This window comes from Chryseobacterium sp. IT-36CA2 (genome assembly GCF_949767875.1).
Lineage (GTDB): Bacteria > Bacteroidota > Bacteroidia > Flavobacteriales > Weeksellaceae > Chryseobacterium.
The window spans coordinates 97,754-111,627 of record NZ_CATKPG010000021.1; the positions used below are offsets into that span (position 1 = coordinate 97,754).

At 35.9% G+C, this 13,874-nt stretch carries 12 protein-coding genes; 6 read left to right on the top strand and 6 right to left on the bottom strand.

Annotation, left to right across the window (positions count from 1 at the left end; all coding sequences use genetic code 11):
- The first annotated feature begins 372 nt into the window (after nt 1-372).
- The 5 genes from ACM6F9_RS11985 to ACM6F9_RS12005 all read left to right on the top strand — a co-directional run bounded on the left by ACM6F9_RS11985 (nt 373) and on the right by ACM6F9_RS12005 (nt 4,966).
- On the top strand, nt 373-849 hold the full coding sequence (locus ACM6F9_RS11985; protein ID WP_105702159.1) for a Dps family protein: 477 nt from the start codon (nt 373-375) through the stop codon (nt 847-849).
- A 95-nt stretch (nt 850-944) separates the two neighbouring features.
- Nucleotides 945-2,123 (top strand): nicotinate phosphoribosyltransferase, encoded by a 1,179-nt coding sequence (gene pncB, locus ACM6F9_RS11990; RefSeq protein ID WP_414845926.1) that lies wholly within the window; start codon nt 945-947, stop codon nt 2,121-2,123.
- 124 nt (nt 2,124-2,247) lie between these two features.
- The gene (locus ACM6F9_RS11995; protein ID WP_414845927.1) at nt 2,248-2,718 is read left to right on the top strand and encodes a YciI family protein; all 471 of its coding nucleotides are present in this window, start codon (nt 2,248-2,250) and stop codon (nt 2,716-2,718) included.
- Between the two features lie 183 nt (nt 2,719-2,901).
- Nucleotides 2,902-4,497, top strand: a complete 1,596-nt coding sequence (locus ACM6F9_RS12000; RefSeq protein ID WP_414845928.1) for a GEVED domain-containing protein — start codon at nt 2,902-2,904, stop codon at nt 4,495-4,497.
- A 232-nt stretch (nt 4,498-4,729) separates the two neighbouring features.
- Entirely contained in the window at nt 4,730-4,966 is a 237-nt protein-coding gene (locus ACM6F9_RS12005) for a hypothetical protein (protein WP_414845929.1), read from the top strand.
- A 146-nt stretch (nt 4,967-5,112) separates the two neighbouring features.
- On the opposite strand, the gene ACM6F9_RS12010 is transcribed toward ACM6F9_RS12005, so the two are convergent.
- Genes ACM6F9_RS12010 through ACM6F9_RS12020 form a run of 3 tightly spaced genes read right to left on the bottom strand, consistent with a single transcriptional unit; the run spans nt 5,113 to nt 7,751 of the window.
- Nucleotides 5,113-5,631, bottom strand: coding sequence for a hypothetical protein (locus ACM6F9_RS12010; protein WP_414845931.1), 519 nt, complete (start codon nt 5,629-5,631; stop codon nt 5,113-5,115).
- Nucleotides 5,631-6,128, bottom strand: coding sequence for a hypothetical protein (locus ACM6F9_RS12015; RefSeq protein WP_414845932.1), 498 nt, complete (start codon nt 6,126-6,128; stop codon nt 5,631-5,633). The genes ACM6F9_RS12010 and ACM6F9_RS12015 overlap by 1 nt, the downstream gene beginning before the upstream one ends.
- A 15-nt stretch (nt 6,129-6,143) precedes the next feature.
- A complete protein-coding gene (locus ACM6F9_RS12020; protein ID WP_414845933.1) occupies nt 6,144-7,751 on the bottom strand; it encodes a hypothetical protein in 1,608 nt (535 codons plus the stop codon).
- A 165-nt stretch (nt 7,752-7,916) separates the two neighbouring features.
- Here ACM6F9_RS12020 and ACM6F9_RS12025 point away from each other — a divergent pair, with 165 nt between their 5' ends.
- Nucleotides 7,917-8,288 carry a helix-turn-helix transcriptional regulator gene (locus ACM6F9_RS12025; protein WP_309873974.1) on the top strand — a complete coding sequence of 124 codons (372 nt, stop codon included), beginning with the start codon at nt 7,917-7,919 and terminating at the stop codon, nt 8,286-8,288.
- Nucleotides 8,289-8,368: 80 nt separating this feature from the next.
- Here ACM6F9_RS12025 and ACM6F9_RS12030 read toward each other — a convergent pair whose 3' ends face one another.
- Genes ACM6F9_RS12030 through ACM6F9_RS12040 form a run of 3 tightly spaced genes read right to left on the bottom strand, consistent with a single transcriptional unit; the run spans nt 8,369 to nt 13,860 of the window.
- Nucleotides 8,369-11,467 (bottom strand): efflux RND transporter permease subunit, encoded by a 3,099-nt coding sequence (locus ACM6F9_RS12030; RefSeq protein ID WP_414845934.1) that lies wholly within the window; start codon nt 11,465-11,467, stop codon nt 8,369-8,371.
- On the bottom strand, nt 11,467-12,582 hold the full coding sequence (locus ACM6F9_RS12035) for an efflux RND transporter periplasmic adaptor subunit (RefSeq protein ID WP_414845935.1): 1,116 nt from the start codon (nt 12,580-12,582) through the stop codon (nt 11,467-11,469). Before ACM6F9_RS12035 ends, ACM6F9_RS12030 begins: the two co-directional genes overlap by 1 nt.
- A 3-nt stretch (nt 12,583-12,585) precedes the next feature.
- Nucleotides 12,586-13,860 (bottom strand): TolC family protein, encoded by a 1,275-nt coding sequence (locus ACM6F9_RS12040; protein ID WP_414845936.1) that lies wholly within the window; start codon nt 13,858-13,860, stop codon nt 12,586-12,588.
- Nucleotides 13,861-13,874: the final 14 nt, after the last annotated feature.

Genomic DNA, 13,874 nt, shown 5'->3' on the forward strand with positions numbered 1-13,874 from the left:
CAAATACTTACAGTAAAATACAGCGCGTTTCAATATGATCATCGAAGAAACATAATATATAAAAGGAAAAGAGAATAGGAAAAAAGAAATTTTAGCTTTTAAAAAAGGAGTATTAAATAATTATGAAATTTATCTTACTATAAAATTTTTCATTTAAAACAGATTCACAACACCTCATCTGATATATCCAAACTATATTTAAAAACTTTCTTATAGTTATGATCTATTAATAATCAGAGGAGTTCGGCACGATATTTCGTAAATTTGGGATATACAAAATGATAAACTTACCAATCACTATAACAAAGTCTTCTTATAATACCCAATTGAAGCAGTGATTGTATCTGATCTTAAAAAAATAAATATATACATATGAAAAATGCTAGTATCATTGGCCTTAAAGAAGCCGATTGTAAAAAGATTTCAGAAAAATTAAATGTACTGTTGGCTAACTATTCTGTATTCTATCAGAACACAAGAGGTTCTCACTGGAATATCAAAGGAGAGCAATTCTTTACCCTTCATCCGAAGTTTGAGGAATTGTACAACAGCCTTGTATTAAAGATTGATGAAATTGCAGAGAGAATCCTTACGTTAGGAGCAATTCCTGCACACAACTATTCGGACTATTTGAAGGTAGCAACTATTAAAGAAAGTAAAGAAGTTACTGACGGAACGAAAAGTGTTGAACAGATTCTAAGTTCATTCAAAGTCGTAATTGATCTTCAGAGAGAACTTTTAGATATTACTGATGAAGCAGGAGATGAAGGTACAAATTCGCAAATGAGCGACTATATTACCGAGCAGGAAAAAGAAGTTTGGATGTATAATTCTTATCTTGGAAAATAACTCCATCCCAAGCATGGAAATATTTCAAAAAAATCGCCTTACATTTAGGCGATTTTATTTTTTATTTTTATATTTGCGTTAAAATTACACATATCATGAACGACGTAAGGTTGAACTCTATCCTAGATAATGATTTTTATAAAATAACCATGCAGAATGCTGTGGTAAAGCTATTCCCAAGTTCCATTGTAAAATATGAATTTATCAACAGGGGAAAACACCACTTTCCGGAAGGATTTGACGTTGCTTTAAGAGAAGCTGTTAATAAAATGGCTGAACTTAAACTTACGAAAGACGAAAAAAAGTTCATGGCAAGAACATGTCCTTATATAGATCTTCCTTATCTGGATTTTTTAGAAGGTTATCATTATGATCCGTCTGAAGTAAAAATCCATCAGGAAGGAGGAGACCTTTCCGTTATTGTGGAAGGGCTTTGGTACAGAACAATTCTTTGGGAGGTTCCATTGCTGGCACTGATTAGTGAGCTGCATTATGAAATGAACCACATGGAAAGAGATTCCAACGAAGTGGTAATGAGCAAAACCCTTGAAAAAGCTGACTCATTGGCCAGACTTGGGGTAACGTTTGCTGAATTCGGAACAAGAAGAAGACATTCTTATAAGGTACAGAATCTGGTGATGGAAGCTTTAACACAGAAAAAAGAATCTACTTTCATAGGAAGTTCAAACGTTCATTTTGCCATGAAATATGGGGTAAAACCCATCGGAACACACGCTCATGAATGGTTTATGTTCCATGCTGCTGAATATGGATTCAAGATGGCTAATGAAATGGCTCTGGAACATTGGGTAGATGTATATAGAGGTGATCTTGGAGTGGCACTGTCTGATACTTATACTACAGATGTATTCTTCCAGCAGTTTGATAAAAAATTCGCGAAACTTTTTGACGGTGTACGTCATGATAGTGGTGATGCTTTAGAATTTGCCGATAAAACAATAGCCCACTATCAAAGAAACGGCATCAATCCGATGTTTAAATATATTATTTTCTCAGATGCATTAAACCTTGAGAAAGTAGAAGAAATTACCAATTACTGCAGAGGAAAAATTGGAATCTCATTCGGAATTGGAACCAACCTTACGAATGATGTAGGATTGAAACCAATGAATATCGTGATGAAGCTTATCGGTGTGCAGGCTACTAATAAAGAATGGATTCCTACCGTAAAACTTTCTGATGAACATGGAAAATACACCGGAGATCCAAAAATGATTGAATTAGCCAAAGAATTTTTAAGAATTAAAGATTAGTAAGCTTATCAGAACAATTATATATAACCTCGTGATCATCGAGGTTTTTTTGTATCATACCATTATTGAAATTTAGTTTTCAGAAATCGATAAGGTTTTGGTATATTTATCAAAATAAAACAAGATGAAATCAAGAACATTACTAACGGTATCCCTCCTTATATCAGCATTGTCCTTTGCACAGGAAAAGAAAGCTGAAAAACCTAAATATAACCAGGAACTGGCCACTTCTTTAGGAGCTGATCAATATGGAATGAAACCCTATACTATTGTCATGCTGACAACAGGTTCTGCGAAGATTGAAGACAAAGCTAAAATGGGTGAACTTATGAAAGGCCACATGACCAATATTGGGAAACTTGCAGATGAAGGTAAAATTGTTGTAGCCGGACCTTTTCTTGAAAAGAATAAAGAAAACTACCGTGGCATGTTTATTTTCAATACTAAATCTAAGGAAGAAGCTGAGCAATGGGTAAAAACAGATCCCGCTGTACAAGCTGGAGTCTTTAGTTATGAAATTTTCTCTTGGTATGGTTCAGCAGCGCTGCCTTTGTATCTTAAACATCATGATGAAATCTCAAAAGAAAATCCTTAGATAATTAATCCCCACCTATTCAAATGTAAAATTGGTAATTCCAACCAAAAAGAACGAAACATTCAAAACTGTTTAAACTAAGGTTAAAAAAATAATTAAATTACTTATTAAATACAAATTATATTCAATATTTGGTTTTACAAAAAAATAGTATTATATTGGTAAAATAAAACTTTTACCAATATGAGAAAATTACTATTCTTGAGTTTTACGGCGCTCTCTATAATGGGCAGCGCTCAGATTTTAGTCACAGAAAGTTTTGAAAACGGAACTTATCCTGGTTTTACAATTACAGGTGGATACACCGGAACTCCTACAACATATATTGTAGGGAATTGTGACGGTGCCATATCCATAGGTGCGGAATCATATGGTTCCAGTACTGCCAACAGAACTATAAACCTGTTATACACCAAACCAGCAAGTGTAACGGCCAATGGAAAAAAAATTGATATTTCTTTTTCATATTCAACAGTTGCTTATGATACTTCCAGTTTAATTGGAGGTAATATTAATGTAGAGTACTCTACAAATGGTGGTACTTCGTATACGGCAGTAAGTGCTCCTATTACATTAACTGCGGCAGCCCAAACCTGCGCCTCCTATACAGCTACAATTCCTGAAAGTGCTAATGTAAACGGAAATTTTATACTCCGAATTCAGACTGTAGGTACTACGGGAACAACTTATGATTTCTACAGCTTTATAGATAATGTAAAAATTAAACAGGAGGTTACAGCAGCACCTGCATGTACTACTATAAGTGCTCCTGTAAGTGGTGCAACCGGAGCGTCCGTTCGTCAACAGATTTCCTGGGCAGCAACGGCCGGAGCAGAATCTTACAAAATTAAAGTTGGTACTACCTCTGGTGGTTCTAATGTCTATAACGGAACTACATTTAATGCATTCTATACTCCTACAGCATCTAGTGCATTTCCTGCAAACACGACATTATATACAACCGTTACACCGACCAATGCTTTAGGTGATGCTACAGGATGTCCGGAAATTTCATTCACCACTGCTGCTAATCCTTTTGCTCCTTATTGTGGGCCTCTTCTTGCTAAATTGGGTGTATATCCGATATCCAATGTTATTTTCAGTGATATGACAAATGCCTCCAGCGCTACAGCCAATACAGGTGACGGCCAGGAAAACTTCACGAATAAAATAGCCAGTGTTGTAAGAGGAACTTCTTATCCAATAACCATGACAGGAACCTCAGTAGGAACTACCAACCGATTTGGATTTACTGTATTCATAGATTGGAATCAAAATGGAAGTTTTGCCGATGCGGGTGAATCTTACTTTGTAACTTCTGATTTTGCCGGAGGTACAGGTACTCCATTAACTATCAATAAAAATATCGCTGTTCCCGCTACTGCCGCTCTGGGAAACACCAGAATGAGAATTAAATATCATTTTAACAGCTCAACAACTTCTGTAAGAACAGAATTATCTGATCCATGCGCGGATCTTAACCAAGGTCAGGCAGAAGATTATACCTTAAGTGTTCAGGATGTACTTGCTACTTCAGATATCAACCTAAGTAAGAAAGCTGATGTTTCTGTTTATCCTAATCCATTTAAAGATGTATTGAAAATTTCTGATACAAAAGGAGTAAAATCTATCATCGTAAGTGATATTTCAGGCAGACAGGTAAAAACTCTCAGCCCGAGCAACGAACTTAATCTTTCTGAACTAAATTCAGGGCTATACCTGATCAATCTTCACATGGAAGATGGAACCGTAAAAGCCATTAAAGCGATTAAAAAATAACGTTCTTAGAAAATTTTATCATCATAAAAAGGGCTATCTCATTTCTTGAGATAGCCCTTTTTAATACTGCACTACGTATAACAATCATTTTATCTAATACCATGATAATTAAAAAAATATATCTTGTTCTAATGAATTAATTTAATTATTTTAGCTTCTTAACAACTCAACTTATTTATCTAAACGTAAGCGAGTTACCAACAAACCAATACCATAATTAAAACTTAATCTCATGAAAAAATTAAACATTACAAAACTTTCGAGAACAGAGCTGAAAGATGTATTCGGAGGAACACTGTACCCGGCAGAATGTCCCGGAGGATGCCATGGCGAAGGCATGATCAGATGTCCTGACGGTACGACCACTATGACTAACTTTATATGCATGGGAGGAACATGCCAGCCGGCTGCCATGTGCAAGCCTCTGGTTCTTGAACCTTTCCCTGATCCGGTTATCATCACCCCATAATCTGAATGAACAATACATAAAGTGAGCTTTCCGGCTCACTTTTTTAGTATCTTTAAGTAAACAAAAAACCACCGAATTGGTGGCTTGCTTATTACATTTTATTTATACTCCTGTCAAGACTTCTATTCCTAGCCTGTTGCTTGTCTTTATTTATTTTCTATAAATAGGCTTATTTCAAATTGTTCTTTTACCGGAATACCATACATTTTTGCTGATTTCCATGTATTAAGTTCTTTTACTTTAAAAACTTCTTCAATAGCTTTTTTTGTTTTTCCATCAGTATATTTTAGAATCTCTATATTTTCTAAATTATCATTAATACCTAGAATTATACGAATCCTATTTTCTCCTTCTCTTACATTTTTGGGAAGTCTAAATTTCTCAAATAAAACAGTTCTAAAGTGACTCATGCCTTTTGGAAATTCAGCATTCAAAATCATTATACCTAAATCATCTATGCATACTACATTTTCTTGCTTTTCACACTTTTCTAAAGATCTTTTTGCATTTATATCTATAATACTAATTTTGGCAGAATCTATTTTATTGGCAGGGAAAAGTTTTATATTTTCAATACCTGTTGAAAGATAAGCAGCACATTTTTGTTTCACAGTACAGGCACTAAGAAAATAAAGCATTATAAAAAAAGAGAAAATAAATCTCATTATTTTGGAGCTTGAGCTTTATTTGTTAATCCTCTTACATACCAAAACTCTATCTTTTTGATTATTAAATTTTTATAGAAATTTTCTGCTGTAGGATTCCAAAACCAATGATATTGATTTAAAATTGAACTTGCTTGTTGGTAATCAAAAGTTTGTTGAAATGTTATTGCTATATGAGGTTGAACATAACCATTTTGATAAATAATTGAAGAGCTTCCTGCATCATTAATAAACATAAGTGATAAGAAATTATTATCAAATGGTCCCGGATCATAAGCCTTTATAGCAATATTGTTTTGAGCTAATGCTTGGAGGAAAACTGAAAGCGGTTGATTATAATAATTAGTCTTATTTGGCATAAGATTATTTAAATTAGAAATAGTCTGATTATAAAAATTGGGATAATCTGCTATGTTTATAGGCTGACTTGTTTGTGATTTACATTGTGTAAAAATAATTACAGTAACAAAAAATGTAAGTAAAATATTTGTTTTCATAATAGTATTTTTTAGTTAAGGACAGGGCTCCGCTCTATAACCTGTTATTTTTTTACCCCCTGATGCAGGGATTTCATATTGAAAAGATACTGATTTAAGTGGTTTCAAATTTCCATTAGCGTCTGTTTTTGCAAAACTAATTCCCGCATCATATTTCTCTAAAATTTGTGCATAAGCTGATTCCATTCCATCATTCTGACTGTTTCCCGAATATGATGGTAAACTTCCTTGCATATAGTAGTTATAAATAGTATTAAAATCACTTCCAACAGAATAGTTTTTATTAAATATTCTACCTTCATTGGTTGTATTAGCTAAAAAGGGATAGGCAGCTAAAAAAGCTTCGGCTTTTACTCTATCAGTTACTACGAAAGCATATTTAGTACCATTACTACTAAAAACAAATGATGCCTGAAAAGCCGGTCTTTCCTTCGCAGATTCAAGCGTAACATAAAGGTCTTTCGTAGACGGAGGAGGCGCCCCATGGCTTGGATGGCTATGTGCCATTGCAAGGAGATCTCCAACAGAAGGTATACTGATTGCAACATGGCCAGGATCATTAGGATCATTACTTGAATAAGGATCTTGTGCAATTGGTGTTGTACTTGTACCGATTATGGCAGTACCATATTCATAATGGTCATTTTTAGCATGATTTTCTAATGCACTTAGCTCTGTAGATATTGTTGGTGCATGTAATAAATTATTAACTATGCTTACAGGAATACTTGCTTTAGCACAAGGATCCCCATTATCAGAGCCTCCCCCCAAATTAGGATCTGTAGGCACCCCATAGCAACTTCCATCACCTAAATCTGAGCCTGGTTGTTGAGGTCCTGTTAAAACCTTGGGATTTGGGCAGACCCAAGTAATCGGCGGACCATCTCCACCACCCCCATCTCCAGTACTACTGCCACCACCTCCACCGCTTCCGCTTCCATCATCTACACTGGTACAAACATATAATAAGACTGTTATTACATGTGATTTTTCATCCGCAGTACAATCTGTTTCACCATTGTGATGCACTCCTTCGCTACACCAGGTATAGGCTTCTGCCGTTACATATCCGCAGCTTTGTGTAGATCCTTTGCTCAATGCTTGTGGTAATATACCTACCCCCAATTCTGCAATAGTAGATTTTCCTTTAGTATTAACATGTCCTCCGTTCAGTAGAATTTTCTTTTCCTGGGGAGTGAAGTTATAGGTAACTAATAATTTTCTATAAGTACCATCTGATAAAGGGGTAAATACCAAATTTTCTACAGGAGCATTTTCCAGTTCACTATTTTTTATAATCCGGAAAGTATAAGTATGATAATGAGAACCATTTTCCATAAAGACAATATGATCAGTATCTATGGTGAAATTATCATAATCAATAGTTTTCCCTGAAACAAACCGTTTGGTTTTCTTTAAATCATTTTCTGCCTTTTGAAGTTCAGAAGTCAGTTTGGATTTATGCTTACTTTCAGTCAAAGTAATTATCTTTGAGTAAAGTTTAAATTGATTGCTGTTGTCATAAGTTTCCTGATGATCAGGGAGAAGATCATTTCTGCATGACTGTAAGGTAAAACCAAAGACAGCCAGCAAGAGCTGCACGATAATAAAGTTTTTTTTCATTCATTTGAGTTTTAATTATTAAATATAATGTTTTATCTATTCACTTCGATGAGAACTATCACAAAACTAAAATTAAATCTCAAACAGTACAACAACCTGCAGTTATAAATTTAATAGCCTGTAGTTATCATTCTAAAATATTTTATATTTGTAAAAAAATATCCAATGAGTTTAGGAACCAAATTGAAGCAATTAAGACAACGTAATAATTGGTCTCAGGCTGAAGTAGCCTATAAATTAGATATTTCTCAACCTGCTTATAATAAATGGGAATCAGATCAGGGAAAGCCTAACTTAGACAAATTGGGTAAAATTGCAGAGGTTTTTGAAATTGAAATACAGGATTTGTTTGAAAACGAAGGGAATGTTATTATTTCAAATAATACTTTTGAAAATTCTAACATCGTATATCCTAAAGACTCAACAGTTAATATTCAGTCACCTGAATTGCTACAAAGCATAATAAAAAATCAGGAACAGATAACAAAGCTTATGGAAGCTCAAAGCAAACTTATAGAAAGCTTACTAAAAAAATAAATCAACTTTAAAAGCTTATAACAAAAAGGCCGGGATCTTCCTCACGGATCCCGGCCTCATAATGAACAAAATAAAAGAAACTATATTGCTTCCTTATGCTCTTTTCGGTAGGCATAATGGAAAATGATAGGCAGTATTGTAAATGACAGCAGCATACAGACAATCAGTCCTCCAACAATCATAATGGCTAAAGGTTTCTGAATTTCAGAGCCCATTCCGTTTGACATTGCAGCCGGAAGAAGTCCCATAGATCCCATCAGAGCGATCATCACTACCGGACGAATTCTGCTCTTCACTCCTAAAGAAATTGATTCTTTGAGTGACATTCTGTTTTGCAGATTCTCTTTCATCACTCCTATCAGAACGATACCATCTATAGTTGCCACTCCGAAAAGGATGATGAAACCAATTCCTGCTGAAATTCCGAAGATGGTTCCCGTAAACCAAAGGGATAAAAACCCTCCGATGAACGCAAATGCCAGTGTGATAGAAGAAATCAGGGTGTCTTTTATATTTCCGAAGTTGAAATACAACAGCATAAGAATAAGAACTAAAGAAATCGGTACCACCATAGCCAGCTGTTTTGCGGCTCTTTCTTTACTTTCAAATTCTCCGGCCCATGTCATTTTGTGATTTTTCGGAAGCTTTACTTCTTTATCTACTTTTGCTTTTGCTTCCTGAATGGTACTTCCTAAGTCACGACCTTCAATATTAAACCCGACACCAATGTATCTGCTATTTCCTTCACGGTAAATAAATGACGGTCCGGTATGATAATCAATGGTTGCAATTTCTTTCAGTGGAACTTTTTTATTATCCTGAGTTGGGATAAGAATATTTCCCATTTTTTCGGGAGTGTCTCTGTATTGTTTTTCAAACCTAAGCATTACGTCGAACATTCTTTCTTCTTCGTAAAACTTGGTGGCAGCCTGCCCTCCGATCGTCATTTCAATAACGGCCTGTGCATCTGCTGTGGACACTCCATATTTTGCCATTTTAGAGTCATGAAGCTGTATTCTCAATTCCGGAAGTCCGATATTTTTGAAAACATTCACATCTGATATTCCCGGAACAGTTCTAATCGAATTGGCTACTTTATTGGCATAATTTTCAAGTTCGAAAAGATCATTTCCAAAAATTTTAATCACCAATGGAGCTTTTACTCCTGCTACATATTCTTCCACATTATCCTGTATCGGCTGGCTGAATCCAAAATTGATTCCGGGATATTTTTCAAGGGAAACTCTCATTTCTTCAAGGAGTTCTTCTTTGGATATCTTTTTCTTCCATTCATTTTCCGGTTTCAGCTGGATATTGAATTCAATATTAAAAAATCCGGTGGGATCCGTTCCGTCATTCGGCCGGCCGGTCTGGGTCATGACAAATTTCACTTCATCATATTTCATAAGAATTTCTTTCATCTCTTTGGTCAGCCGTACAGATTCATCCAGATTGACACTGTTGGGAAGAGTTGCTCTTACATAGATTGCGCCTTCATTCAGCTTTGGTAAGAATTCAGATCCATAATTGGAAAATTTCCATCCACAAACGGCAAGTAAGGCAACGAAACCAATGATGAATCCCTTTTTGTAACGGTCGCTGAATTCATAAATTCTATAAATATTGACTCTGAAGAATCTTGAAATAAAGTTTTCTTTCTCTTCAATATTTTTTGTCAGCAAAAGTTTACACATTGCCGGAACATAAGTTAGGCTTAAAATTAATGATCCCAATAATGCATATCCCAATGTAAATGCTAATGGAGAGAACATTTTTCCTTCTACTTTCTGGAAAGAGAAAATTGGCATCAGGGCTACTATAAGAATCAACAGGGCAAAGAAAATATAGCTTGCCACACTTCCTGCACTTTTCTTGATGATTCCTAGTTTTGAAATTTTATTGAATCTCCGCAGTCCAATCTTTTTCGCTTTAAGCTCGAGGGCGACAAAGACGTGTTCCACAATCACCAGTGTTCCTTCCAGAAGCAATCCGAAATCCAGAGCTCCCATGGAAATCAGGTTAGCTGGCAATCCCTGAATTTTAAGCATAATAATAGCAAACAGGAAAGCTAACGGTATTACTGATGCTACAATGAAAGTCGTTCTCCAGTTATAAAGGAAAATGAATACAATGATAGAAACGAGAATAACTCCTTCAATAAGGTTTTTGGAAACGGTATGAACTGTGGTATTCACAAGTTCGGTACGGTCAATGATTGGAACAATCTGAACATCACCAGGAAGCTCTCCTCCGTTAAGTTCTTGTATTCTGTCTTTCAGCCTTGCAATGACTTCACTTGGGTTTTCACCCCGAAGCATGATCACGATTCCTTCTACAACATCATTGTCTTTATTGTATCCTACTTGACCTAATCTTGGTTTCGCAGAAATTTTTACTTCAGCTACGTGTTTCACCAAAATTGGAGTGGATCCTTTTACCTCAATCTGAATATTCTCAATATCTTCTTTTTTCTCCAAAAGACCGATCCCCCGCACTACATAAGCCTGATCACCTTTTGCTACTACATCTCCTCCTACATTAATATTACTCTTCGAAACCGCTTCATACACATCCAGGGGGGAAAGGTCGTAATTGTGTAATTCCGTAGGATTTATTTTTATTTCATATGTTTTTTCTTCTCCACCAAAACTCACCACATCAGCTACTCCGGGAACGGCAAGCAATTCTCTTTCCACTACCCAATCCTGGATGGCTGTAACTTCTTTAATGGGAAGTTTACTCTTGATGATATACCTGTAAATTTCACCTGTAGCTCCAGACGGAGGTTCAATACTGTAATCTGCTCCCGCAGGAAGATTTACATTTCCCAGTTTATTGGATGCATACTGCTGTGCATAAAAATCATTCACATGATCATCAAAAATCACAGTAACCACAGACAATCCGAATAAGGAAATAGAACGTACCGAGGTTTTATTCGGGATGGCATTCATTTCTTTGGAAATCGGTAATGTGACAAATTTTTCTATTTCCTCAGCACTTCTTCCCGGCCATTGGGTAATGACTCTCACTCTTGTGTTGGTAACATCCGGAAATGCTTCAATGGGCGTATGCATGTAGGAATAGATTCCTCCTGCCAGCAAAAGAAAAGTTCCCAAAAGAACGATCAGTGAGTTTTTTAAAGAGAAGGAAACTATATTCTGTACAAATTTTCGCATTACTTCGTGGAATTATTTAATTGGTTTTTCAGGTTTTCATAAATCAGCAGTCCGTTGGAAGCAATGACATTTTCACCTGGTTTTAAATTTCCTTCTACATAAATATACTGGCTGTTGGAAGCAATTTCCGTTACCGGTCTGATCTCAAGTTCACAGTCTTTTTTATAAACCACTACATAACTTTGGTTGTTATCAAAGATTAATGCTTTTGCGGGAATTGCCAATGCACTTTTGTTTTGTGAATTGATGGGTAGTACAACATCTGCTGACATTCCCGGTCTTAGCTTCATTCCGTTATTATCCATAATGATTTTAGCCTTCAGCACTCTTTCATTTTCATTAAAAACCTGAGATATATTGTTGATTTTTCCTGAAAAACTGTCATCAGGATAAGCAAGCGTTTTGACCACTACCGGCTGATCTACATAAACATGTCTCATATTGGTAGCATACACATTGGCCATTACCCATACTTTATCCAGGTTGGAAATGGTAAACAACTGATCTCCTCCTGCTGTAACAGGCATTCCTTTGGAAATATTTTTTGAAATAACATATCCGTCTGCCGGGGCCTTGATCTGAATGGTATTTCCACCTGCTGAATACAGCTGCATATTTTTCTGCGTTTTGGAAATATTAGATTGTAATATGGCTACTTCGGAACGCGCTTCCTGCAAATCTTTCTGAGAGGCAATATCATCTTTATACATGGCTTCTACAGAAGACAGTTTTCTTTTTGCAACCGCCAGCTGAGCCTGCAAGGTCTGCGTATCATCCTGCATTTCATTCACAGCTGTACTTTTTACGCTTGCTAACGTTTGTCCTTTTTTCACATAATCACCAAGTGAGAAATAAGTATCCATCACCACTCCGTCCACAAGGCTTACAAAAGGAACTGTTTTATCAGAATTACTTTCCACTTCTCCGGTAAGGGTAATGCTTTCTTCTATAGGAAGCATTTCTGCTTTGGCCAGTTTAATATCTTTTTTAAGTTCTTTACTGATGCAATAGCCCTTTTCAGCTTCTTTATTTTCCTGTTTTCCGGCGCAGCCTGTAAAAATCATGAGGGCAGACAGGTAAGCTGCGGCAATGTATTGGGTAATATTTTTGTTCATATCTTATAAATCTTGTCCTACAACATACTGCAGGTTTTCGTAGTATTGATTCAATTCTTTTTTAGTATCCAGGATGATCATTTTATTTCCGATGTAGGTATCCAGAAAATCCATGTATTCCAGCATGCTGATATTTCTTAGTCTGAAGTTTTTCTCATGACTGACCAACAGACCGTCCAATGTAGCTTCATAGCTTTCATCGATTTCTTCTGAAACCTGCTGTGTTCTGATATAATTTCTGAAAACAGAGACAATTTCGTTCTCGGACTTCAGTATGTTTTTACGGGTCTCCAGTTTGCTTTTCTCAATCTCAAGCCTCGCTTCCTGAATATTTCCTTTGTTACGGTCGAAAATGGGAAGATCCATAGAAACCCCCAGTCCTATAAAGTCTTTCATGATATTTCCGCCACGGTCATATCCTATAGAAACAGCAACATCAGGCGTTTTCATGGCATTTTGGATTTCCAGATTTTTGGCTGCATGTTTCTCTCTATTTTTTGAGATCATGATATCCGGGCGATTTTCTTTTGCCTTTTCCATCCACTGGTTCACTTCCAGTTCTGAAAGCTGTTTTTCCGGCATGACAAATGAATCGAAAATCACCAGATACGTTTGAGAAGGCAGCATCAACAAAGCTTTCAGTTCTACCTGCTGATCTTCAATTTCCTGTTTTAATGAAATCAGTTTCTTTTTAAATTCAATTTCCTGGGCTTTCAGACGGACATATTCAGCTTTACTGATATTTCCAAGGGTTAATTGGTTATTATAGGATTTTGTTAATTTCTCAATGGAAGCAATTTGCCCCTGATAGATTTTCTGCTGTTCCTGATTGTAAAGAATATCGGTAATAGTATTTCTGAGTGTTTTTTTAAGCTCGCGTAACACTTCCTGCAGTTCATACTTTTCGCCTTCCACTTCTATTTTCTGAAGCTCAATATTTTTTCGTCTTTTACCCGCAGTCTGAATCACCTGTTCTATCTCCGCCGAAATCTGAGTATTTTTTCCCCAGTTTCCGATAAGTGCAGGCTGCTCTTCTATGTCATAGGTTCTCCATAGATTTACTTCGCTGATACTTAATTTAGGATTAGGCCAGTATTTAGCCTGAACAGCTCTTGCTTCGGCTTGTGAAATTTCAAGTTTTTGGGCAATGAGGTCGAGGTTTTTAGCCAAAAAGATAGTCTCAGCTTCCTTTCTGCCAATTTTCAGGGTATCTGAAATCTGTGCTGAAAAGAAACTGAAACAATGAATATAAAATAGTGTAAAAAATAGTTTCTTCAAGGTCTCTTATTTAA